Annotated in this window: 23 protein-coding genes; 16 read left to right on the forward strand and 7 right to left on the reverse strand. The window is 67.4% G+C overall.

The window, feature by feature from the left end; translation table 11 throughout:
• Window positions 1-57 precede the first annotated feature (57 nt).
• The 5 genes from QFZ23_RS22630 (at window position 58) to QFZ23_RS22650 (ending at window position 4137) form a co-directional block, all read left to right on the forward strand.
• Entirely contained in the window at window positions 58-801 is a 744-nt protein-coding gene (locus tag QFZ23_RS22630; protein WP_306926429.1) for a FadR/GntR family transcriptional regulator, read from the forward strand.
• A 95-nt stretch (window positions 802-896) separates the two neighbouring features.
• Window positions 897-1121, forward strand: a complete 225-nt coding sequence (locus QFZ23_RS22635) for a sigma factor-like helix-turn-helix DNA-binding protein (protein ID WP_306926430.1) — start codon at window positions 897-899, stop codon at window positions 1119-1121.
• A gap of 310 nt (window positions 1122-1431) precedes the next feature.
• Window positions 1432-2727, forward strand: coding sequence for an ATP-binding protein (locus tag QFZ23_RS22640; RefSeq protein ID WP_306926432.1), 1296 nt, complete (start codon window positions 1432-1434; stop codon window positions 2725-2727).
• A 123-nt stretch (window positions 2728-2850) separates the two neighbouring features.
• Window positions 2851-3213 carry a cupin domain-containing protein gene (locus tag QFZ23_RS22645; protein ID WP_306926434.1) on the forward strand — a complete coding sequence of 121 codons (363 nt, stop codon included), beginning with the start codon at window positions 2851-2853 and terminating at the stop codon, window positions 3211-3213.
• Window positions 3214-3279: 66 nt separating this feature from the next.
• A complete protein-coding gene (locus QFZ23_RS22650) occupies window positions 3280-4137 on the forward strand; it encodes a prephenate dehydratase (RefSeq protein WP_306926436.1) in 858 nt (285 codons plus the stop codon).
• Here QFZ23_RS22650 and QFZ23_RS22655 read toward each other — a convergent pair.
• Complete coding sequence (locus QFZ23_RS22655; RefSeq protein WP_306926439.1) at window positions 4134-5294, reverse strand: benzoate/H(+) symporter BenE family transporter; 1161 nt, start codon at window positions 5292-5294, stop codon at window positions 4134-4136. The two genes, QFZ23_RS22650 and QFZ23_RS22655, sit on opposite strands and share 4 nt — an antisense overlap.
• Window positions 5295-5476: 182 nt before the next feature.
• Here QFZ23_RS22655 and QFZ23_RS22660 point away from each other — a divergent pair, with 182 nt between their 5' ends.
• From QFZ23_RS22660 to QFZ23_RS22675, 4 genes are all read left to right on the forward strand, one after another.
• Window positions 5477-6328, forward strand: coding sequence for a Rieske (2Fe-2S) protein (locus QFZ23_RS22660; protein ID WP_306926440.1), 852 nt, complete (start codon window positions 5477-5479; stop codon window positions 6326-6328).
• Window positions 6329-6429: 101 nt separating this feature from the next.
• A complete protein-coding gene (locus QFZ23_RS22665; RefSeq protein ID WP_306926442.1) occupies window positions 6430-6798 on the forward strand; it encodes a YybH family protein in 369 nt (122 codons plus the stop codon).
• Between the two features lie 165 nt (window positions 6799-6963).
• Entirely contained in the window at window positions 6964-7392 is a 429-nt protein-coding gene (locus QFZ23_RS22670) for a YciI family protein (RefSeq protein WP_076799765.1), read from the forward strand.
• A gap of 56 nt (window positions 7393-7448) precedes the next feature.
• Window positions 7449-8720: an RNA polymerase sigma factor gene (locus QFZ23_RS22675; protein ID WP_373427914.1), complete on the forward strand. Its 1272-nt coding sequence runs from the start codon at window positions 7449-7451 to the stop codon at window positions 8718-8720.
• Window positions 8721-8750: 30 nt separating this feature from the next.
• Here QFZ23_RS22675 and QFZ23_RS22680 read toward each other — a convergent pair whose 3' ends face one another.
• On the reverse strand, window positions 8751-9305 hold the full coding sequence (locus QFZ23_RS22680) for a cysteine hydrolase family protein (RefSeq protein ID WP_306926447.1): 555 nt from the start codon (window positions 9303-9305) through the stop codon (window positions 8751-8753).
• Between the two features lie 178 nt (window positions 9306-9483).
• Between QFZ23_RS22680 and QFZ23_RS22685 the strand changes: the two genes are divergently transcribed.
• Entirely contained in the window at window positions 9484-10065 is a 582-nt protein-coding gene (locus tag QFZ23_RS22685; protein WP_306926448.1) for an adenylate kinase, read from the forward strand.
• A gap of 29 nt (window positions 10066-10094) precedes the next feature.
• On the opposite strand, the gene QFZ23_RS22690 is transcribed toward QFZ23_RS22685, so the two are convergent.
• Together QFZ23_RS22690 and QFZ23_RS22695 are read right to left on the reverse strand one after the other, a co-directional pair.
• Window positions 10095-10763, reverse strand: coding sequence for a response regulator (locus QFZ23_RS22690; protein WP_306926450.1), 669 nt, complete (start codon window positions 10761-10763; stop codon window positions 10095-10097).
• Window positions 10764-10775: 12 nt separating this feature from the next.
• Window positions 10776-12350, reverse strand: a complete 1575-nt coding sequence (locus QFZ23_RS22695) for a sensor histidine kinase (RefSeq protein WP_306926977.1) — start codon at window positions 12348-12350, stop codon at window positions 10776-10778.
• A gap of 229 nt (window positions 12351-12579) precedes the next feature.
• Here QFZ23_RS22695 and QFZ23_RS22700 point away from each other — a divergent pair, with 229 nt between their 5' ends.
• The 6 genes from QFZ23_RS22700 (at window position 12580) to QFZ23_RS22725 (ending at window position 17560) form a co-directional block, all read left to right on the forward strand.
• A complete protein-coding gene (locus QFZ23_RS22700) occupies window positions 12580-13590 on the forward strand; it encodes a Bug family tripartite tricarboxylate transporter substrate binding protein (protein ID WP_306926452.1) in 1011 nt (336 codons plus the stop codon).
• Complete coding sequence (locus QFZ23_RS22705) at window positions 13587-14090, forward strand: tripartite tricarboxylate transporter TctB family protein (RefSeq protein ID WP_306926454.1); 504 nt, start codon at window positions 13587-13589, stop codon at window positions 14088-14090. Before QFZ23_RS22700 ends, QFZ23_RS22705 begins: the two co-directional genes overlap by 4 nt.
• A complete protein-coding gene (locus tag QFZ23_RS22710) occupies window positions 14091-15761 on the forward strand; it encodes a tripartite tricarboxylate transporter permease (protein WP_306926456.1) in 1671 nt (556 codons plus the stop codon).
• Window positions 15758-16153, forward strand: a complete 396-nt coding sequence (locus QFZ23_RS22715) for a universal stress protein (RefSeq protein WP_306926459.1) — start codon at window positions 15758-15760, stop codon at window positions 16151-16153. The genes QFZ23_RS22710 and QFZ23_RS22715 overlap by 4 nt, the downstream gene beginning before the upstream one ends.
• A 103-nt stretch (window positions 16154-16256) precedes the next feature.
• Window positions 16257-16568 carry a hypothetical protein gene (locus tag QFZ23_RS22720; protein ID WP_306926460.1) on the forward strand — a complete coding sequence of 104 codons (312 nt, stop codon included), beginning with the start codon at window positions 16257-16259 and terminating at the stop codon, window positions 16566-16568.
• 29 nt (window positions 16569-16597) lie between these two features.
• Window positions 16598-17560: a D-2-hydroxyacid dehydrogenase family protein gene (locus tag QFZ23_RS22725; RefSeq protein WP_306926462.1), complete on the forward strand. Its 963-nt coding sequence runs from the start codon at window positions 16598-16600 to the stop codon at window positions 17558-17560.
• Window positions 17561-17628: 68 nt separating this feature from the next.
• Here QFZ23_RS22725 and QFZ23_RS22730 read toward each other — a convergent pair whose 3' ends face one another.
• From QFZ23_RS22730 to QFZ23_RS22740, 3 genes are all read right to left on the reverse strand, one after another.
• Complete coding sequence (locus tag QFZ23_RS22730) at window positions 17629-19149, reverse strand: HNH endonuclease signature motif containing protein (protein WP_306926464.1); 1521 nt, start codon at window positions 19147-19149, stop codon at window positions 17629-17631.
• A 46-nt stretch (window positions 19150-19195) separates the two neighbouring features.
• Window positions 19196-21922 (reverse strand): PEP/pyruvate-binding domain-containing protein, encoded by a 2727-nt coding sequence (locus tag QFZ23_RS22735; RefSeq protein WP_306926466.1) that lies wholly within the window; start codon window positions 21920-21922, stop codon window positions 19196-19198.
• Between the two features lie 140 nt (window positions 21923-22062).
• On the reverse strand, window positions 22063-22485 hold the full coding sequence (locus tag QFZ23_RS22740) for a heat shock protein transcriptional repressor HspR (protein WP_306926468.1): 423 nt from the start codon (window positions 22483-22485) through the stop codon (window positions 22063-22065).

The following is a 22485-nucleotide window of genomic DNA, read 5'->3' on the forward strand; positions in this document are numbered from 1 at the left end:
TTCTTCTGCTTTGTACCTTTGGCGGGAAATTGGTCAGCCGGTTGCTACCCTTTGAAGATGTCCGAAAACTCCGCAGCCGCTACGGCCAAGATCAGCGCCGCCCTTGGCCCCATGGAACAGGGGTCGGTGGTATCCGAGGTTGCGGAACGCCTGCTGGCCTACTTCACTAGCGGAGACATAGCAGTCGGAACCAGGCTTCCGGCCGAGCGGACGCTTGCCGCGTCCCTCGGCGTGGGCCGATCAGCCGTCCGCGAAGCATTGGCGGCCCTGGAGATCCTGGGCATTGTGATTGTCAGGCCGGGATCGGGAACGTACCTGCGGGACGGCATCTCGGAACTGTTGCCCCGCACCCTGAGCTGGGGCCTCATGCTGGGCGCTCCCCGAACCCGCGAGCTGGTGGAGCTCAGGAGCGGGCTCGAGGTGCAGGCAGCGCAGTTGGCCGCTGAACGCATCGACGATGCAGCACTGGACCGCATGCGCGCCAACCTGCAGAGCATGGAAGACAACCTCGAAGACCTGGTCGCGTTCGTCGAGGCAGACGCCGCCTTCCACCGCGAGATCGCTGTCAGCTCGGGCAACCAGGTCCTCCGCGAACTGCTGCAAAGCATCCGGTCACTGCTTCGCATCTGGGTTGACCGCGCCCTGACTGACGAAGGCCACGCCGCCGCAGCCCTCAAAGAACACCGTGAAATCTTCACCGCGCTGGAAGCCCATGATCCCGCTGGCGTCACCGCGACGATGCGCTCACACATGCAGACCGCCTCGCGGCGGCTGCTCGCAGGGTTCGACGCCGCCCAGTAGGCGCCGCCCAGTAGAGGGGCTGCAGCGGCCGGGCCGCCCAGTTTGGGGGTGGACGCCGTCAGGAATCTCAAAGGCCACCGCGCCAGCCTGTCTCCATGGTCAATGCCCAAAGCGAGCCCGCGGGCTCCCGCGTCAGCGAGGCCCTGAAGATGCTCGACCTGGAGCAACGGGACGTCCTGCTGGCCCTGCACTATGGTCGGCTCACGGTGGCCGAGGTGGCAACGCAGTTCGGCATTTCCCCCGCCCTGGTGAGCCACCGGGCTCTCGCCGCCCTGAGGACCCTCCGCCGGCTGCTTGACCAGAGCGCCCAAGCCCCGTAGGCCTACGATTCCAGCCTGCCGGCTGGCGGCTCGGAAGAAATGGTTTTTCTGACCTATATTGCATGGAAAAGATCGCTTTATCTTATGTGATTTCCGGCTCATACTTTTGGAGTCGGCCCCTAGAGAGAACGAGACGCCATGAACAGCACCGCTACTGATTACCGCGCGAACGCAGGCAAAGACGCCGGAATAAATGACGTCTGCGACGACGCCGCCTACTGCTTTTACTGCAACGGGCCGGAGACCGACTGATGGCCGGCCCAGCACGGCCGCAGAACCCGAGCCCGAACCCGGATGCCGGGCAGGACGTATGAAGCCCTGGCGCCTCCGCGAGTTCCACCCGGAGGACCTTGACCAGCTGGTAGAGGTTTGGCAGGAGTCCCGGAACCCGGGCAAGTCTGCCGTCTACAGCCTGTCGGAGGTCCTTTCCGCCTGCACGGATCAGCAAGCCGTCGTCGCAATCGCCGGTGAACGGCTGATAGGAGCCGCTGCTGCCAACATCGAAGAAGACCGCGCCTGGGTGATCATGCTCGCCCAGGCCGCGGACTGGCGGGACCAGGGCCTGGGCAGCGCGCTTCTTGCCGGCCTGGAGTCACGGCTAATGGCCCGCGGAGTCCTTCGGATATCCGCGCTGGTGCGCTCAAGCGAGTCACCCGTCCGGGCCTTTTCAAACAGCAAATACGGCGTCGAGGACGGCCTTCTGTATTTCGAGCGCATTGTCCCGGTCCAGCGCCAGGAGATAGGACCGCTGAGCCAGCTTGGCGGCCGGGTGCTCGCCCGTGGCCTGTGGGAGTCGATGGCGGGCATGCACAAAGAGAAGGAACTCATTGAGCAGCGGCTGATCCTCCCCCTCGCGCGGACGGATCTTGCCGCCTCCCTAGGCGTCGTTCCGCCGCGCGCCGTCATGCTGTTCGGTCCGCCGGGGACCGGAAAGACCACCTTCGCCAAAGCTGTGGCTTCCCGGCTTGAATGGCCTTTCGTCGAGGTCTCCCCATCCCGCCTGGCATCGGACCCGAGGGGGCTGGCCGCAGCGTTGCGGCAGACCTTCCAGGACATCTCGCACCTCGACCATGCAGTTGTCTTCATCGATGAGGTAGAGGAGATCGCGGCGGAGCGCGGCGGGAAGCCGCCCTCGCCCCTGCAGGGGGTCACGAATGAACTGCTGAAGATCATTCCCGCCTTCCGTGAGCAGGAGGGCCGGATCCTCATCTGCGCCACCAACTTCATCCGGGCCTTGGACACGGCGTTCCTGCGGCACGGACGGTTCGACTACGTGATTCCCATCGGGCTGCCCGATCCCGCCGCCCGGGAGGCCATCTGGACCAAATACATTCCGGAGGCTGCCGCCCGGCACGTGGATGTTCCGGCCCTGGCCCGGCAAACTGAGCGCTTCTCGCCCGCAGACATCGAATTCGCGGCACGGAAGGCGTCGCAGCGCGCGTTGGAATGCGCAGTACGGGACTCACCGGACGGGGCCGGGCAGCCTGCTGACGGCTCGCTGACGACGGACAGCTACCTCATGGCTGTCAGCCAGACCAAGGCCACGGTTACCGAAGCCATGGTCAGTGAATTCAGGGAGGACATCGAGCGGCTCGCCCGTACCTAGACCGATATATCCGGACCTTGACATGCCGCCCGGCCGGGCCTAGAACGTGGCATATCAGGCAGCAGCATCTGCATTCCAAGGCCTTCATCCCCGAAGCAGGAATGTCCACAACAGGAGGTTAAGATGCCAGGTCCAATACGCAAGAGTTTCGATTCCCCGGAGGAGACCCGGCCGTTCGAGGACGGCAAGGGCCAACTCCAGCTGGTCAATCTGGAGGGTGGCGGCGTCGGCCGGGCCACGTTCGAGCCGGGGTGGCGGTGGTCAGAGCATGTCAAACCAATCGCCAAGACGGACAGTTGCCAGGCCGCCCACATGGGATACTTCATCTCCGGCCGCATGAAGGTCGTCATGGATGACGGCCAGGAGATCGAGTACGGGCCCGGCGATTTCGGGATAATCCCGCCCGGACATGATGCCTGGACCGTTGGCGATGAAGCCTGCGTGGTGGTCGACTGGCAAGGATTCGCTGACTACGCGAAGAGGTGACACCACTATTTGAGTGAGGCGGCGCTGTTTGGATTAGCCGGCGCCGGGCGTGACATCATACGGAGCATGGCCCAGAGAATTGCGTTCCAGGGTGAGCCCGGCGCCAACTCAGATATAGCGTGTAAGCAGATGTACCCCGGTCTGGAGAGCATTCCCTGCGCCAGCTTCGAGGACGCCTTCGAGCTGGTGTCCAGCGGTGAGACGGATCTGGCCATGATCCCGATCGAAAACTCCATCGCCGGCCGGGTGGCGGACATCCATCTGCTGCTGCCTCACTCGGGCCTGCAGATCGTGGGAGAGTTCTTCCTGCCCATCCACTTCGACCTGCTCGGCATCCCCGGCAGCACCATCGAGGGGGCTACCGAGGTCCACAGCCACATTCACGCCCTGGGCCAGTGCCGGAAGCTGATTCGTGAGGCCGGGCTCAAACCCGTGATCGCCGGTGATACCGCCGGGTCGGCCCGCGAGGTGCGCGAGTGGAACGACCCCACCAAGCTGTCCCTCGCGCCGCCGTTGGCCGCCGAGCTCTACGGCCTTGAGGTTCTGGCCTCCGCGGTGGAGGACGACCCCTCCAACACCACCCGCTTTGTGGTCCTGGGCAGGGAGACGGAATTGCCTGCCCGGGAAGCCCTGCCCGGACCGGCAGTCACCAGCTTCGTGTTCCGTGTGCGGAACGTCCCCTCCGCGCTCTACAAGGCCCTGGGCGGCTTCGCCACGAACGGCGTAAACATGACCCGGCTTGAAAGCTATATGGTGGGCAACGAGTTTGCGGCAACCATGTTCATGGCAGATGTCGAGGGGCACCCCGAGGACCTGCCGCTCAAGCTGGCTCTGGAGGAGCTGGACTTCTTCACCACCGAGGTATGGATTCTTGGCGTCTACCCGGCCGCGGAACACAGAACACAGCGGGCCGCTGGCAGCTAACCCGCTGCTTTGCCGTGCGGCTTGTTCCGGTCCTTGAGGACCTCCCGGACCAGGAGCCCTGCCAGCAGTGCCCAGAACGCTGCCCCGATGCCCATGAAGCTCAGTCCTGATGCGGCCACGAGGAAGGTCACGACGGCGCCCGTGCGCTCGCCCGGATCTGCCAGCGCCGAGGCGGCTGAGCCTGCGAGCGTGCCCAGCAGGGCGAGTCCGGCGACGGCTTCCAGCACCCCCGGCGGAGCCGCAGCCACCAGCGCGGCGAGCCCGGCGGAGAAGGCGCCCAGGAGGAGGTAGGCCAGGCCTGACACGAAGCCTGCCACCCAGCGCCGGCCGCGGTCTGCGCCTGCTTCCTCCCCGGCGGCCAAAGCGGCGCTGAGCGCGGCAAGGTTGATGGCGTGGCCGCCGAACGGCGCGGCCAGCAACGTGCCGGCACCGGTGACCAGCATGGAGGCACGCCATGGCGCCTGGTAACCGAAGGACCCCAGCACCGCCACTCCGGGAACGTTCTGGGATGCCATGGTGACGATGTACAGCGGTAGGGCGATGCCCGCCACTGCGCCCAGCGACCAGGAAGGCGTGGACCACGCCACCGCCGGCAGCAGGCCGTCCGCCGGCAGAACCCGTCCTTCAACAACCAGCTGGACCACGATGCCGGCGAGCGCCACGGCCAGCGCGCCGGGCACCGACCAGCGCGGCGCGAACCATGACAGCACCAGCCAGCAGAGCAGCACCGGAACCACCAGCAGCGGAGCGGCCTGCAGCGCCTCCACGGGGGCGAGGCACAAAGGCAGCAGAACCCCCGCCAGCATGGCTTGGGCCAAGGGCGTGGGGATGCTGCTGATGAGCCTGCCCAAAGGGCGGACCATCCCCGTCACAGCGATCAGAACCCCGGTCACCAGAAAGGCGCCGACGGCGGCGGCCCATCCGCCGTCGGGAACTCCGGCCACGGCCAGCAGGGCGGCCCCCGGCGTTGACCAGGCGAGGGTTACCGGAAGCCGGCTCCGCCAGGCGAGGAGAACGACGCCCGCGCCCACCACCAGGCAGAGGGCCAGAAGGCCGCTCGACGCCTGCTGCGGGTTTGCCCCCACGGCCCGGAGGCCGGAAAGAACCACGGCGAAGGTCGAGGTGAAGCCGACAAGCGCCGTCACTATGCCCGACATGACCGGCCTTACCAGCCCCTCGGAAACCGGGGCAGCGGGGTCGCGGGATATTCGGAGTAATGACAGCGGCATGTGAAAGTACGTTACCGGAGACTGACCTGCCACCACCTTGTCATCGGGTCCACGGGGATGCACACTTTGGTGCACCACCTGTCCTGACTGCCAGGCCCAAGGAGTCCGCCGTGAACCCATTGCATGCGTTGGTTGATGCCATTGAACACTTCGACCGGCTGGACGGGGTGGCTTCCGCCATCTCCAAGGCCGTTGGAAAGGCCGTGCAGCCGCGGCCGGTCCGCAACACCCTCAGCGGCACGTTACTGGGTCATCCGCTGCATCCGGTCCTGACGGACTTCCCCATCGGGGCCTGGACCATGGCAACTGTCCTGGACACCGTGGGAGGGCCCGCCTCCGAGCAAGCCGCTGACATCCTGGTCGCCGTCGGAATAGCAACAGCCGTTCCAACCGCAGCCGCCGGCCTCAACGACTGGTCCGACACACAGGGAAAGTCACGCCGGGTGGGGCTGGTCCACGCGCTTGCCAACGGATCGGCGCTCTGCCTGTTCTCGTCCTCGGCCGTGGCCCGGGCCTCCGGCAGCCGGACCACCGGAAAGGCTCTTGGGCTCGCTGGCTTCGGGGTACTGATGTTTGGCGGCTTCCTCGGCGGCCACCTCAGCTTCGGCAACGCGGTCAACGTCAACAAGACCGCAGGCAGGACAGGCCCCAGGGAGTGGACGCCCGTCATGGCCGAGTCCGAGCTCGCGGACGGGCAGCACCGGAAAGTGGACGCGGGCAAAGTCTCGGCCCTGCTCTACCGCTCCGGGTCCGAGGTCCTGGCCCTGGACAGCGTGTGCAGCCACATGGGAGGTCCGCTCGAGGAGGGAACGTTCGCCGAAGGCTGCGTCACATGCCCCTGGCACGGCAGCACCTTCCGGCTCGGGGACGGCCACATAGTCCGTGGGCCGGCAACCACTCCCCAGCCGAGCTACGAAGCCCGTGTGAACGACGGCCAGATTGAGGTCCGCCGACGCGGCTAAGGCGCGTCCGGCAGCCTGCAGCTTTGCCTCTAGCTTCCACACCCGGCTGCTGATAGATTGCCCACCTCAGACCGGCAGGAGTCCTGGGGAGGGAGGGCACCGTGGGAATTACGGATCCGCATGCCATGCACATGGCGTGGGCCGCGCGCTTTAATGCCAGGGACGTCGACGGAATGCTGGAATTCTTCGAGCCGGATGCGGTGTTTGTTCCCCAGCCGGGTATGCCCACAACGGGCGAAGACAGCGTCAACGCCATGATGGGGTTCCTGCAGGCGGGGCTGCCCATCAGGATGACTACCCGCCATGTCTACGTCCTCGGCGACATTGCCCTCGCGATCGCCGAATGGGCCATTAGGGGCACCGCGGCCGATGGCAGCAACGTGGACCTCCACGGCACAACAGCAGACGTCCTGCGCAAAGGACGCGAGGGATGGAAGTTCGCCATCGACAACCCCTTCGGCACCGCCTGAAGCGCCGCCTGAACCGAGGGATCAATGTGGCCTGCCTGACTCCGCCCGCGCCGCCAAAGCCCGCCCGCAAAAAAATTTCAGGCGGCCTGTCGATTTCCGCAAGACCCGTTCGACGGGATAGTAGACGGACGCACACGGCGTCCACGTCGAGGCAAGGAGAGAACCATGAAGTACATGTTCATCATGCGCGCCACGGACGAAGCCATCGAAGCGTCGAAGCAGGTTCCGTTCGAGGAGATCCTCAACCAGATGGGCGCCTACAACGAACAGCTCATTAAGGCCGGCGTCATGCTCGCCGGCGAGGGCCTGACCGACCTGTCCGAGGGCTCGGCCTTCGTGGTCGATTTCTCCGAAGAACCGCCCGTGGTGACGGACGGCCCCTACGGCGAAACGCATGAGCTGTTCAACGGCTTTTGGATTGTCCAGGTGGCCTCCAAAGAGGAGGCGAAGGAGTGGGCCAGCCGCTGTCCGCTTGGTCCCGGATCGAAACTTGAGGTCCGCCGGATTGCTGAGGCCGACGACTTCGCCGACTTTGCGGACAACGAATACATCAAGAAGGAAGCGGTGTGGCGCCAGGAGCTGAACCAGCCTTGAGCCGGCTGACCGACCACTGAGGGAGCCGAAAACACCTGACAGGAACGGAGCAGGTTGTGAACGAAGGGGCGGTGAACGAACGGGCTGTGAGCGAAGGGGATGTGACTGCGGTCCGGCGTCGCGTTGATGCCCTGTGGCGCATCGAGGGTGCCCACATCGTCGCCGCCCTCGCCCGGGCCACCCGGGACGTTGGCTTCGCCGAGGATCTGGCCCAGGAAGCCTTGGCGGAAGCCCTGGTCCAGTGGCCGGAATCCGGGACACCGGACAATCCTGCCGCCTGGCTCACCGCCGTCGCCAAGCGCAAGGCCATCGACGCCTGGCGCCGGTCCGAGCGGCTCGAAGAGAGGTACCGGGCGATAGCCCGGGACCTGGAAGACGACGACGGCGTGGCCTGGGTTCCGCTGGAGGACGGCGTGCTCAGGCTCGTGTTCACCGCCTGCCACCCTGTCCTCTCCCGGGAGGCCCAGATGGCGCTAACGCTGCGGGTGGTGGGCGGCCTCACCACCGAGGAGATCGCAAGGCTGTTCCTCGTTCCCGTCGCCACCATGCAGCAGCGCATCGTGCGGGCCAAGAAAACGCTGGCGGCGGCCCGGGTCCCTTTCGAGGTTCCCGAGCCCAACGAGTGGGGCGCCCGGCTGGGAGCCGTCCTCGGCGTCGTCTATCTGATGTTCACGGAAGGGTACGCCGCCACCACGGGAGATGCGTGGATCCGGCCCGACCTGGCCCACGAGGCCCTGCGGATCGGGCGCATCCTGGCCGGGCTGGTCCCCCGCGAACCCGAGGCCCACGGGCTGGTGGCCCTGATGGAGTTCCAGGCGTCCCGCTTCCCCGCCCGCACCACTCCCGATGGGTCTCCAGTCCTGCTGGCGGACCAGGACCGGACCCGGTGGGACCGGGCGCAGATCGGCCGGGGCCGTGCCGCCCTGCGCCGCTGCGACGGGCTGGGCCGGGGCCGCGGCAACTACGCGCTGCAGGCCGCGATCGCCGAATGCCACTCAATGGCGCCAAGCGTTGACGACACTGACTGGCAGCGCATCGTGCTGCTCTACGAGGCGCTGGGCAGGATCGCTCCCAGCCCCGTGGTGGAACTGAACAGGGCCGTGGCGGTATCCATGGCCACCGGACCGGCGGCCGCGCTGGCAATCGTGGATGGCCTCGCCTCCGGAGGGGCCCTGCGCGGAACGCACCTGCTGCCCAGCGTCCGCGGGGAACTGCTGGTCCGGCTTGGGCGGACCGGGGAGGCGCGCTTGGAATTCCTGGCGGCGGCCGGACTGGCCAGGAACCAGCGCACGCGGGAGCTCCTGGAGGAGCGCGCCGCCGGCATATGACCGGCACCCGGCGCTCGGCATCTATCCCGTTCAGCTCCCGAAGGTGACGTCCCTTGTCTCTGCCACCGTAGCCGTCCGGCCGGGCCCTCCATGGTATTTCCAGTAGAGGTTCGTGTGGGCTATGACCTGGTCCGGCGGAGGGGCACCCCATTCGGTCAGATCCTCCGTGGTGTGGGCGTCGCCGACCAGCGTCACGTCGTAACCGCGGACGAACGCCCCATGGATTGTGGACCTGATGCATTCGTCCGTCTGCGCTCCGGCGACCATCAGCCGGCCCACCGCCGCGGCTGCCAGCACCTGCTCCAGATCGGTGTTGTCGAAGGCGTCGCTGAACGACTTGTGCACCACCGGTTCCTGCTCGCGGCGCCTCAGCTCGGGCACGTACTCCCAGGCCTCGCTCCCCTTCTCCAACCGGTCGTCGGAGTGCTGGACCCAGACGACCGGGACCCCGGCTTCGCGGGCCCTGTCCACGAGCGCGGCGATGTTAGACACCACTGCGTCCCGCTGGTGTGCTTCGGCCACGACCCCCTTCTGCATATCAAGCACCATCAGGGCGGTGTTGGGCCGGTCCGGCAGGGTGGTCATGATGGTCTCGACGTGGTCATATGAGCTCCTTGGCCGGTGGGTTGGTGGGTCCCAGCCTAGGAGCCGCCACCGCCGTTGTGAACACCCGGAAGTACCTGAGTACCGATCCATTGCGGCAGGAGGAGGCGGGCGGAAGAATGGGCCCTAGCGTGCTTTCTCGGCAGATCGGACCAAAAGCATGACCCGCATCCTGCTCATCGGCCCGCCCGGCTCAGGCAAAGGCACCCAGGCGCACCGGCTCAGCGGACAGCTGCACATCCCCGAGATCTCGACCGGGGACATGTTCCGCAGCCATCTGGCCAACGGCTCGCCCCTGGGCCGGGAAATCAAGGAAGTCCTCGACGCCGGCAACCTTGTTCCGGACAATCTCACCACCGCCATGCTGCGGGAGCGGCTGCAGGAACGGGACGCGAGGAACGGCTTCCTACTGGACGGCTATCCGCGCAACGTGAGCCAGATGGACGACCTCGACGACATCCTGGACGCGGCCGGGACCAGACTCGATGCCGTGGTGGAAATTACCGCCCACGACGACGAGATCGTGCGGCGGCTGCTGCTCCGCTCCGAGGCCGAGGGGCGAAGCGATGACACTGAGGACGTTATCCGCCACCGGCTGGAGCTGTACCGGCAGGAAACGGAGCCCGTCATCGAACGCTACGGCCGGCGCGCCCTGGTGGTAAGCGTTGATGGCACGATGGACGTTGACGCCGTAACCGTCAGCGCGCTACAGGGCATTGAAGCCATCAGGGCGCGGCCCTAAATAACGGGCATCCCAAATCGCCGCGCCGCTCACCCGGCCTTCCACGCATATCGCCGCTCGGGGCGTCCGACGCCGTACTTGAGTGTCACGTCCACCAAACCCTCGTCGTTGAGGTACTCCAGATAGCGCCGCGCGCTGACGCGCGACGTCCCCACCTGCACAGCCAGTTCCGCGGCCGACACGTCGCCGCCACCGGCGCGCAGCGCCTTCTCCACCATCTGGAGCGTCTCGGCGCTGCAGCCTTTCGGCAAGGGACGGTCCGCGCGTTCGAGCCCAAACACGCGGTTGACGTCCGACTGCTCCGCCACATCCTTGGACGAGTCGAGGCTTTGGTAGGTGTTCCGGTAGTGCTCCAGCCGCTCCTGCAGGTCGGTCTGGGAAAACGGTTTGATCAGGTAGTGCACGATTCCGCCACGAAGCGCCTTCCGCACGGTCTCCACCTCGCGCGCAGCACTGATCACCAGCACGTCCAACTCGGGCGCCACATCCCGCAGCTGGTGCATCAGGTCCAGGCCGTTGACGTCGGGGAGGTGGATGTCCAGCAGAACCAGGTCCGGCTGCAGCCGTTCGGTCTCCAGCACCGCCTGTGCGCCCGTATGCGCCACCCCGACGACATCGAACCCCGGCGTGCGCTGGATAAAGCCGGCGTGGACTTTGGCCACCATGAAGTCGTCGTCGACGATAAGTACCTTGATCAAAGCTGCTCTCCCTTACGCGTCAGCAGTTTTACGCATCAGCAGTGCTGTAAACACCGCACCGTGGTCGTTCCGCACCGTGAGCCGCCCGCCGCGCCGCTGGCAGACCACCCTGGCGAGCGCCAAGCCGTAGCCGCGGCCGCCGTCGGGCGAGTTCTTGGTACTGAACCCCTGCCGGAAAATGTCGTCCATGACCTCCGCCGGGACCCCCGGTCCCGAGTCCCGCACGTCAACCCGCACGCCGCCGTCGTCCTCTCCGATAAGGACCACGACCTTCGCTTCGGAGGTGTTGGTGACGGCGTCGAGCGCGTTGTCCACCAGGTTGCCCACCACCGTGGTCAGGTCACGGGACAGTTCCTCATCCACCTTGCCCAGCCGGGATTCCTCCGCGAGCTGCAGGGACACCCCGCGCTCGGCGGCGAGGCTCGACTTGGCAATGAGCAGCGCGGCGAGGGCGGGGTCCTCGATCCTGCTGGTCACGTCGTCGTTCAGGCGGGTCCGGTTCGATGTCGTGCCGTTGACGAACTGGACAACCGCGTCATACTCGCCGATCTGGATCAGGCCCGAGATCGTGTGCAGCTGGTTGGCGAACTCGTGTGCCTGCGCCCGGAGGGTGTCGGTGGCCGTCCGCGTCGTGCCCAGCTCGCGCTCCAGGGACGCCAGTTCCGTCCGGTCGCGCAGGGTGGTGACCGAGCCGATCACCCGTCCGTGCGAGCGCATCGGCATCCGGTTCAGGACCAGCAGCTTCTCCCCCACCAGGACCAGCCGATCCGAGCCTGGCTGGTCCTCGGTGAGGACCTCGCGCAGCGCCGCCGGCACTGCAAGGCTGCCCAGGTCCTTGCCCACGCAGTCGTGCGGCAGGTTCAGCAGGCTCCGCGCACTGTCGTTGACCACCGTAATGCGCTGCTGCGGATCCAGCGCCACCACGCCCTCCTTGAGCCCGTGCAGCATCGCCTCCCGGTTCTCCACGAGGCCGGTGATCTCGCCCGGCTCCATGCCCAGCGTCTGGCGCTTAACGCGGCGGGCCAGCAGGAGCGAGCCTGCCACGCCCAGGACACTCGCCACACCCAGATACGTCAGCAGGTTCGGGACCGCCTCGCCCAGCCGCTCCAGCACCGACGGGTAGTTCCTGCCGACCACGGCAATTCCGACCATTTTTCCGGCGTCGTCCAGCACCGGCACATGCGCGGCGACCGCTTCCCCGGTTCCGGTTCCGACCACGCCGGTCCAGGCCCGCCCGGACATCACCGCGCTGTCGCCCAGTTCCAGCTGGCGGCCCTCCTGGGACGGGTCCGATGACGTCACCACCGTCCGGTCGGCCCGGGCCAGGGCCACCTGGGAGGATCCCGAAATCGTCCGCACCGCCTCTGACACCGAGGGGAGCACGGAGTTGCCCTGGGGCTGGGCATCCGGCAGCAGGGTACGGACTGCAGGGTTGGCCGCCAGCGTCTCGGCTGCCGAGAGCGAAAGACGGCCCTCGACCCTTTCAAAGGCTGCCGCCGACTGGGCCAGCGAGATCGCCACCACGGCCACCAGCACGGCCAGCACAATCAGGAGCTGCAGCCGAAGATATTGCCCCGCAAGGGACATTCCTCGCCGTCGAGTCATGTGCTGCTGTTCTTCCTGTGGGTCCGTGGGTGGGGTGAACTATACCGGACACGGTACCGGGCCTACCCATTCGTTTGTTGCCCTGTTGGAGAGCGGAAACGTGAACGAAATGAACTTAACTTTCTCTGCTTACACAAGAGTGAGCCCCGTCACGTTCGGCCCTAGCATCGGAAGCACCCCGATCAACGGATCAAACGAGAAGAGGAACAATATGCGCGGATTGAGCGCATTGCGCGTGGCGGCAGTGGCGGCAGGCATCGCCCTGATGGCGTCAGGCTGCGGAGCAACCGGCAAGACTGCCGCCGGCCCCTCCACGAGCGGAGCCAGCACTGCCCCCCTTGCCGGACTTCGCATCATGGTGCCGAACACCCCCGGTGGCGGCTACGACACCACGGCCCGCGCCGCGGCAAAGGTTCTCGAAGATGAGAAGCTGGCCACGAACCCTGAGGTCTTCAACCTCGCCGGCGCCGGCGGCACCGTGGGGCTGGCCCGTATCGTCAACGAAAAAGGCAACGGCGACCTGACCATGCTCATGGGCCTTGGCGTCGTTGGCGCAAGCTACACCAACAAGTCCGAGTCGAAGCTGACCCAGACCACCCCGTTGGCCCGCCTCATCGAAGAGCCCGGCGCCATCATGGTCTCCAAGGACTCCCCGTACAAGACCATCGACGACCTTGTCACCGCGTGGAAGAAGGACCCGTCCAAGGTCAGCGTCGGCGGCGGCTCCTCGGCCGGCGGCCCGGACCACCTTCTGCCCATGCAGCTCGCAGGTGCTGTGGGCATCGACGCCAAGAAGGTCAACTTCGTTTCCTACGACGGCGGCGGCGACCTGCTCCCGGCCATCATCGGCAACAAGCTCGGTTTCGCGGCTTCCGGAGCCGGCGAATACATCCAGCAGATCCAGTCCGGCGACATCCGCGTCCTGGCGACCAGCGGCGAAAAGCGGCTTGAAGGAGTAGACGCCCCCACGCTCAAGGAATCCAACATCGACCTGGTGTTCACCAACTGGCGCGGCATCGTGGCCCCTCCCGGCATCAGCGACGCCGACCGCGACGCCCTGATCGCCACCCTGGAGAAGATGCACGAATCGGCAGCCTGGAAGGAGACGCTGAAGACGCGCGGCTGGACCGACGCCTTCATCACCGGTGACGAATTCAAGTCGTTCCTCACCGACCAGGACAAGCGCGTTGCCGACGTTCTGACGAAGCTCGGCCTGGCGTGACCTCCTTGTCCTCCCGCCTTAAAGGCCGCTCCGAGCTGGGCGTCGCTGCCCTGCTCGGGGCGGCCGGCGCCTTGGTCCTCCTCGACGCAGCGCGCCTGGTTGTGCCCTACTCCCAGTCGGATCCGCTAGGCCCCAAGACGCTGCCCATCGTCGTGGGGGCGCTCCTGCTCATCTGCGCGGTGATGCTGGCAGTGAACGTTGTACGCGGCGGCCGCGGCGAGGCCGAGGCCGGCGAGGACGTCGACCTGACCCACCCGGCCGACTGGAAGACCGTCCTCCCGCTGGCCGGCGCCTTCATCGCCAACATCCTGCTGATCGACTGGGCCGGCTGGGTCATCTCCGGAACGGTGCTCTTCTGGGGCAGCGTCTGGGCGCTCGGAAGCCGCCACTACGTCCGCGACGGACTCATCTCCCTGGCCCTGGCGCTCCTGACCTTCTACGGCTTCTACCTCGGCCTGGGCATCGCCCTTCCGGCCGGGCTCCTTGAAGGGATTCTCTAGATGGACATCCTGTCCTCACTCATGGCCGGGTTCGCGACGGCGCTGACTCCCATGAACCTCCTGTACGCCCTGATCGGCGTCATCCTGGGCACCGCCGTCGGCGTCCTGCCCGGCATCGGCCCGGCCATGACCGTGGCGCTGCTGCTCCCGGTGGCCACCGTCCTGGAACCGACCAGCGCGTTCATCATGTTCGCCGGCATCTACTACGGCGGCATGTACGGCGGTTCCACGACGTCGATCCTGCTCAACACCCCCGGCGAATCGTCCTCGGTGATCACCGCGATCGAGGGCAACAAGATGGCCAAAGCCGGAAGGGCCGCCCAGGCCCTGGCGACGGCGGCCATCGGCTCGTTCATCGCCGGTACCATCGGCACCACCCTCCTGGTGGTTTTCGCACCGATCGTGGTCCAGTTTGCGGTCAGCCTCGGCGCGCCGAGCTACTTCGCCATCATGGTCCTGGCCCTGCTGGCCGTCACCGCCGTCCTGGGTTCGTCGCGGCTCCGCGGCTTCGCGTCCTTGGGCCTCGGCCTGGCCATCGGCCTCGTCGGGCTCGACTTCGTCTCAGGCCAGGCCCGCCTCACCTTCGGCCTGCCGCTGCTGGCCGACGGCCTCGACGTCGTGGTGGTCGCCGTCGCGATCTTCGCCGTCGGCGAAGCCCTCTGGGTGGCGGCGCACCTGCGCCGCACACCGCTGCAGATCATCCCGGTTGGCACTCCGTGGATGGGCAAGAAGGACTGGAAGCGGTCCTGGAAGCCCTGGCTGCGCGGCACTGCCTTCGGCTTCCCGTTCGGAGCGCTGCCCGCCGGCGGCGCCGAAATCCCCACCTTCCTCTCGTATGTCACAGAGAAGCGGCTGTCCAAGCACCCCGAGGAATTCGGCAAGGGCGCCATCGAAGGCGTTGCCGGGCCGGAGGCTGCCAACAACGCCGCCGCGGCAGGCACGCTGACCCCCATGCTGGCCCTCGGCCTGCCGACGAACGCCACCGCCGCCGTCATGCTGGCCGCCTTCACGCAGTTCGGGATCCAGCCCGGACCGCTGCTGTTCAAGAATGAGGGCCCCCTGGTCTGGGCGCTGATCGCCAGCCTGTTCATCGGCAACTTCCTGCTGCTGCTGGTCAACCTTCCCTTGGCCCCGGTCTGGGCAAAGCTGCTCCGGCTCCCGCGCCCCTACCTGTACGCCGGCATCCTGTTCTTTGCCACGCTGGGTGCCTACTCGGTGAACCTGCAGGCGTTCGACCTGGTGATCCTGATGGTCCTGGGCGCACTCGGCTTCATGATGCGCCGTTACGGGCTGCCCGTCCTGCCGCTCATCCTCGGCGTGATCCTGGGACCGCGCCTCGAAAAGCAACTCCGCCAGGCACTGCAGCTGAGCGCGGGCGACCCGTCCGGCCTCTGGAGCGAGCCGATCGCCGTCGTGGTCTACATCATCGTGGCCCTGGTCCTGGTCTGGCCTCTGGCGGCCAAGCTCTGGCGCCGCCTGCGGCCGCGGCCCGCCGGGCTGGCCATCGCCGGCGGCCCTGCTGTTGAGGGACCTCTTGTTGAGGGCGTTCGCGCTGACAGCCCCGCTGTTTCGGGGCCTGCTGTTCCGGCCCAGGAACCCGCGGATGACGAAGCCACCGGCCGCCGCCGGGCGGACGCCACCCACGCCAACCACGGACAGGAGAACCCGTGAGCATCATCGTCGGCTACGTCCCCACGGCCGAGGGCACCGCAGCCCTGGACCGCGCCATCACCGAGGCACACAAGAGCCAAAGCCGGCTAGTCATCATCAACTCGTCCCGGGGAGACGCCATCGTGGACAAGCGGTACGCCCAGGCTGCGGACATCAACGAGGTGACGGAACGGCTGGAGCAGGAAGGGATCGACCACCTGGTGCTGCAACCGGTCCGCGGCAATGATGCAGCCAATGAGGTGCTGGAGGCCGCGGAGAAATACCGTGCCGAGCTGATCGTGATCGGCCTCCGGCGCCGCACGCCCGTGGGGAAGCTGATCATGGGCAGCACGGCACAGCAGATCTTGCTGGAGGCAGCCTGCCCGGTGCTCGCCGTCAAGGCCAGCGCCTGACCCTGCGCCACTGAGCGGCTCTCGCCGCTAACCACGCCACGGGCCGGTGTCCGGATCCATCGGGATCCGCACACCGGCCCGTGTCACTTTGAAAGGACCACCCATGACCGTTTGCGCCCCCAATATCCAAGCCCGTTCACCGTGGCCCGCCCGCGAACAAGTAGCCAACTGGGCAACGCTCTCCCCGGCTGACGAGGTAGAGATCCGCCGCAACGGGCGCACGGTCGCCGCTGGCTGCGTCGACATGCGGGCCCCGGACGGCAGCGTCATCTGGCTCATCCAGGACGGCGGTCGCGGGCGTGTGCTGTTTCTGCAAGGCGACGGCGTGACGGTCTTCCGGCGCGCCCGGAGGCACATCGCCGGCACGGGCCGCACCCGGATTCCCGGCAGGGCCGGCCAGGCCCGCCGGCCCTGACCGCCGCAACCGTCCGATACCGTAAAGCCATGAACCAGTACCGGCTAGCCATTCTGGACGACTATCAAGGAGTCGCGGAGGACTTCGCACCATGGAGCTCCCTGGCGCAGCGGGGCGTCGCCGTCACGGTGTTCGGCGCGCATTTTGGTTCGGAGACCGAAACCGCGGCGGCCCTCGCGGACTTTGACATCGTCATCGCCATGCGGGAGCGGACGCCGTTTCCCCGCAGCGTCATCGGGCAGCTGCCGCAGCTGAAACTGCTCGTGACCACCGGCGCCGCCAATGCGGCCATCGATCTGCAGGCGGCAGCCGACCACGACGTAGTGGTGTGCGGAACCGGCGGCTCACCCACGGCCGCGCCGGAACTGACGTGGGCACTGCTGCTGGCTTTCGCCCGGAACCTAGCCGCGGAAGGGGCCTCTTTGCGCTCCGGCCACTGGCAGACAGGCCTCGGGTTCGAGCTGTCCGGGAAGACCCTGGGAATCGTCGGGCTGGGAAAGATCGGGAAGCGCATCGCCGCCTACGGCCGCGCCTTCGGGATGGACGTGCTGGCCTGGAGCCAGAATCTAACGGAGGAAACCGCCGCGGCGGCCGACGCCCGCAGAGTCAGCAGGGAAGAACTCTTCACAGAGTCCGACGTCGTGTCCCTGCACCTGCGCCTGTCGCCGCGTTCGGAGGGGACAGTAGGAGAACGGGAGCTGCAGCTCCTCGGCCCCGACGGCGTCCTGGTCAACACCGCCCGCGGCCCGCTGGTGGACCAGCAGGCTCTGGTTACCGCCCTCCAAGAGGGTTGGATCCGTGGCGCCGCGATCGACGTATTCGACCAGGAACCCCTTCCGGCAGGGCATCAGCTGCTGGCCGCGCCCCGAACACTCCTGACGCCCCATCTGGGCTACGTCACACAGGAAAGCTACCGGGCCTTCTTCGGCGGCGCGTTCGAGGACGTCACTGCGTGGCTGGACGGCTCCCCGATCCGGACGCTGACGCCGTAGCGTTCCGTGGACGGTGGGACCCGGCTCCGAATCGCAGATTGGGCGCGTCGGAATATGGAGACGCGCCCTTAGGCGGCCGCGGGTGTGGACCAGTCGGGCCAGGGATCCAAAGGCAGCGGGTCGTCCAGGTCCTCCGGCAATGACGCGTCACGTCCCTCGAGGCTGTCGGGTTCGAGGTTGCCGGGGTCGAGGTTGCCGGGCCAGTGGGGTTGTTCCCAGTCCTGTTGTTCGCTGGGGTAGGACCGACCGGTGGGTGAGATCCAGCCGGGCGGGCTGTCACGGGTCGCGCCGACCGGTCTCCACGCTGTGGTGTGTTTGAGGCGGTGGTGCTTCGGGCAGGGCTGGCCAAGGTTGGCGACGCCGGTGCCGCCGCCGTCGGCCCAGGCCAGAAGGTGGTCGGCGTCGTTGTCCAGGGAGTGGTTGTTGCAGCCGGGGAACGTGCACCGTCCGTCCCTCAGCCACAGCCATTGGCGCATAGCCTTCGGAATCCTGTAGCTGCTGCGCCCGATCTCCAGCGGCGCACCATCCCGCGGGTCGGTCAGTACCCGAAGGAACGACGTGCCGCCTTCGGCCACGAGCCGGCGGGCCATCGACGGCGGGATCGGCCCATGCCCATCCAGTATGGCCGGCTCCTCGGTCAGGCCGAACAGCGAGAACACCGGAACAGTGACCAGGACCTGGGCTACCGGTGTCGGCACAACACCGGCCTGCACAGAGCCGGAAGCCGCTCCGTCAACCCCCTGGGCGGGCGTGAGCAGCCATCCAGCGGCCACATCAGTCCGAAGCTGGGTCAAGGTCCGGGACTCGGACGGGCCCTGCAGGGCACGGGCGGCGGCGGTGGCCCGGTCCCAGATCCCGGCAGCCTGGTCCGCGGGCAGATACGCCGACAGCCAGGCCATGCCGTCACGGTCCGGAGCGTACTCCAGCCGCCGATCGGTGGCACAGCGGCGGTGGCGGGCCTCGATGCTTACTGGGTGGTGCCGCTCCCGCCAGGCACGCGCCTTGGCCCGGAACCTGCCCGGCACCAGTTCCCCGGCAAAGCATCCGCGCGCGTACCCCGGAGCGTTCCGGTCGAGGAAATGGGCTTCCAGGACCGCGGCCGCGGCGGGCTCCAGGTTGGCTGTTTCGTCACACATGATCCGCGCGTGCTGAAACGAAATCCTCCCTGACCCCGGCGCGGTAAGCGTCATCGGCCGCTCGGTGGTCAGGGTTTGCGCCTCGCACAGCAGGGCACCGGCACTGCGTTCGCTCACGGTCAGGGCACCCGCGACCTCAGCGGTCACGGACATTTCCCGCGCGCTGCCCTCCTGCGGCGAACTGGCCGGTATCGCCAAGGCCTCGTCAAGGGTGGAATACCCCGCGGCCAAACGGACTTTCAGAGCCGCCAGCCGGGCCTCCAACCTGCCCAACTCAGACAAACCGTCCAAACACGCATCCGCCCGATCCCGAAGCGGATCGGCCGCAGCAGGATCCACATCCGCAAGAGGAACAGCACCGTCAGTCCCGGCGGCCCCGCGGACAAAACCAGCCAACACAGCAACGCAGGACTCAATGCCCTCCCACGTCTCCACAACTGCCCTGCCATCCATACCCACAGCATGACAGGGGGGACTGACATTTTGCCGGTGAGTGCCGTCAGCGTTGCCCGGTACCTTCGAGGGTTCCGGAACCGTCGAGCGTCACGGTGCCGGCGTCACCGTCGACCCTCACGTGCTGTCCGCTGGAAACCCGTTGGGTGGCCACGCCCGTTCCAAGGACGGCGGGTATGCCGTACTCCCGGGCGACGATCGAGCTGTGGCTCAGCGGTCCGCCAACATCCGTGACGACGCCGGACGCCATGGCAAACAGCGGTGTCCATGCGGGGGTGGTCATCCGTGCCACCAGCACCTCGCCGGGCTGCATGCTGGCGAAGTCGTCGGGGCCGTGCAGCAGCCGGGCCGGCGCGCTCACCTGCCCGGAGCTTGCGCCAACGCCGGTGATGACGTCCCCGGCCTGCTGCACCGAACGGGCGGGCATCATGCTGCCAAATGCCCGCTCCATCCAGCGGCTCTCGGGCAGCAGTTGCGGGGCCGCGGCTTTCCGCTGGCCCCGCCACAGCATCTTGCGCTGTTCAACGGCGTCTGCCATCACCGGCCGGTCGGTGCCGGTGATGGCCGCGCCGGGGGTGGCCAGCCCGAAGTCGATGGCGTTGCGGAGTTCGTCGAGGCGGAGCCAGAAGATGTCGGACGGCGCGGCGATGACGCCCGAGGCCGTGAGCCGCTCCCCCAGTTCCAGCAGCATCCGGCGCATCAGCGGCCAGGCCAGTCCGACGTCGGCCAGTGCGTCCTCACGAACGGGCGCCGCCTTCTGGGCCCAGTGCAGCAGCCTGCGGAAGAAGGCCCGACGGCGCGGCCCGAGTCTGGCGCTGACCAGCCGGCTCTGCTCTTCCCGCCGGTCGGCGGACCGCTGCTGGCGCTCGTGCGGATCCTTTCCCTGCCCCCGCACGAAGTACCTCAGGGTCTCCAGCAGCGCGGAGGGATCATCGGCAGGCACGGGGTTGATGAAGTCCAGGTTGTAGACGGCATGCCCGTAGCGGTCCAGATGCCGCTGGAGGCGGGAACGCCACTGGTCCCAATCTTCCTGGTCCACGTTCCCGGCGACGCCCGCAGGGGCTTTGCCGCTGCGGAGAGCTTCTGCGATGCCGGCCGCTGATCCTTCCGTGATGGCCGAGGCAAGCTGCGGCCTTTCGCGGGTCCACACGGCAAGGTCGTACAGGGATTTCTCCGCGCGGATGGGTTCGCTGTCGTAACCGAGGAGGAAGACCTCCGCGGACGGGTCGCCGGGCCGCCGGACGAGCTTGTCGTAGTAGCTCCGAAACATGATCTCGCTGGTTGCGGCGATGGGGATGATGGACTGCACCGCCGTGTAGTACGCGGCGCCGGCGTCCAGCAGCGTCGAAATGCCCTCCAGCAGTTCGGCAGCCGGACGGTCCACCGGCGGCTTGGCCGCCCAGAACTTCACGAGTCCGCGGTACTTCGGGTGCGAGTGGTCGCGCCAGCCCTTGATTCCCATGTGGGCCTTGCCTTGGGCGAGCGCGCGCATCGCCGTCAGCGACTTGCCCATGACCCGCCGCATTCCGGCGTTGTTGTAGTAGTAATACGCGTAGCCGTTGACGGTGGGCAGCGAAACGTCCCCGGGCCGCACCACACTCTTGCCGAATGCCTCGTTCAGCAGGGCGTTCAGCGACCGCACCACAGCGCCGTCGATGAGGTCGGCGAACAGGGGCGACAACGGGTCCGGCAACTGCTCAACGATGCTGGCCCGGAAGTACATCCCGTTCGGATAGGGCAGCGGCCACTCCGTGGGGGCGTCGGCCGAGGGCTCGGCCAGGGCGGTGATGGGACGGGCCTGCAGAATGAAGAAGTCCCCTGCCGCCTGCGCCCACTCGATGTCCTGGGGCACGCCGAAGTGCTTCGCTATGGCCGTTCCCTGGCGGGCCAGCGCGGCCGCTGCGTCGTCGTCGAGCACGGGCTCCCGGCGCTTCTCTTCGGGGACCGGCTGCTCCCTGGTGCCTGTTTCGTCATAGACAGTCATGACCTCCTTGTCCGCCGTCCGGCGTTGCTCCACGCGGCCGGTCGCGGCATCCACTACGACATCGTCCGTGGTGACGGCCCCGCTGACCACGGATTCGCCCAGCCCCCAGGCGGCGCTGATCACCACTTGGTCGCGGCGTCCGGTGGCGGGGTTGGCGGTGAACAGCACGCCGGCGGCCCCGGCGTCGACCATCCCCTGGATCACCACGGCGAGGCGCACGGTGGCCGGGTCGAAGCCGTTCCGTGAGCGGTATGCCATGGCGCGGGCATTCCACAGTGACGCCCAGCAGTCGATGACGGCGGCGACGACGGAGTCGGGCCCGGAGACGTTCAGGTAGGTGTCCTGCTGGCCGGCGAAGCTGGCCGAGGCGAGGTCTTCGGCGGTGGCTGAGGAGCGCACCGCCACTCGCGCGACGTGATCGCCGCTGGACTCCACGCGGGCCTCGTCGCCTGCTCCGGCCGCCGTCTGGTGGCTCAGCCGCCCGTAGGCCGCGCGGAGTTCGCCGCCTATCTCCTCGGGCATCGTGCTCTCGGCGAACAGGGCGCGGATCTGTCCGGCGGCGGCGTCATAGTCGTCGTTGGAAGCGCCGGCGGGGAGGGCGGCGAGCTCAAGGATGCGCCCGGCGATCCCGTTGGCGTTGACGAAGTCCTGGTAGGCCGCCGTGGTGAGCACGAAGCCCGGCGGCACCGGAAAACCGGTCCGGGCCAGCTCGCCGAGGTTGGCGCCCTTGCCGCCTGCCTCGTCCAGGTCGCTGCGTCCCAGCTGGTCAAAGTCCTTGATGTAGGTCATGACCCTGCGTCCCTTCTGCCCGGGAGCCGGTTCCGCGGCCTTGCGGCTGATGACCCCGTTCCGGCGCTGCACCCTATTCTGGCACTGCACCTGATTCTGGCAATGGGGAAGGCCATACGGGGCGGGCTATACGGGGTTGGCTAGGCGTCGCCGCGTGGCCGCCACACCACCACGGCCTGCGAACGGGGCCGGGGGCGCTGGCCGCGCGCCAGGCTCACCACGTCACCGGCGGTGCCGGCGGCAAAGATCCGGGACTCCAACAGCTCACGACGGCGGCCCAGTTCCTCGGTCAGTTCGCTCACCCGGTGCTGCAGGGCAGCAACCTGGTTTTCGAGCTCCAGGATGCGCTTGATGCCCTCGAGCGAGACGCCCTCATGGGACAGTCGCTGCACCTCACGGAGCCGGTTCACGTCCCGCTGGGAGTAGCGGCGGGACTTGCCCGGCGCCCGGCTGGGCGAGACGATGCCTAGCCGGTCGTACTGGCGGAGTGTCTGCGGGTGCATGTCGGCGAGCTCGGCGGCCACCGAGATGACGAAGATCGGCTGATCGAAATTGATGTCCAC

Origin of the sequence: Arthrobacter globiformis (genome assembly GCF_030818015.1) — a bacterium.
GTDB lineage: Bacteria > Actinomycetota > Actinomycetes > Actinomycetales > Micrococcaceae > Arthrobacter > Arthrobacter globiformis_C.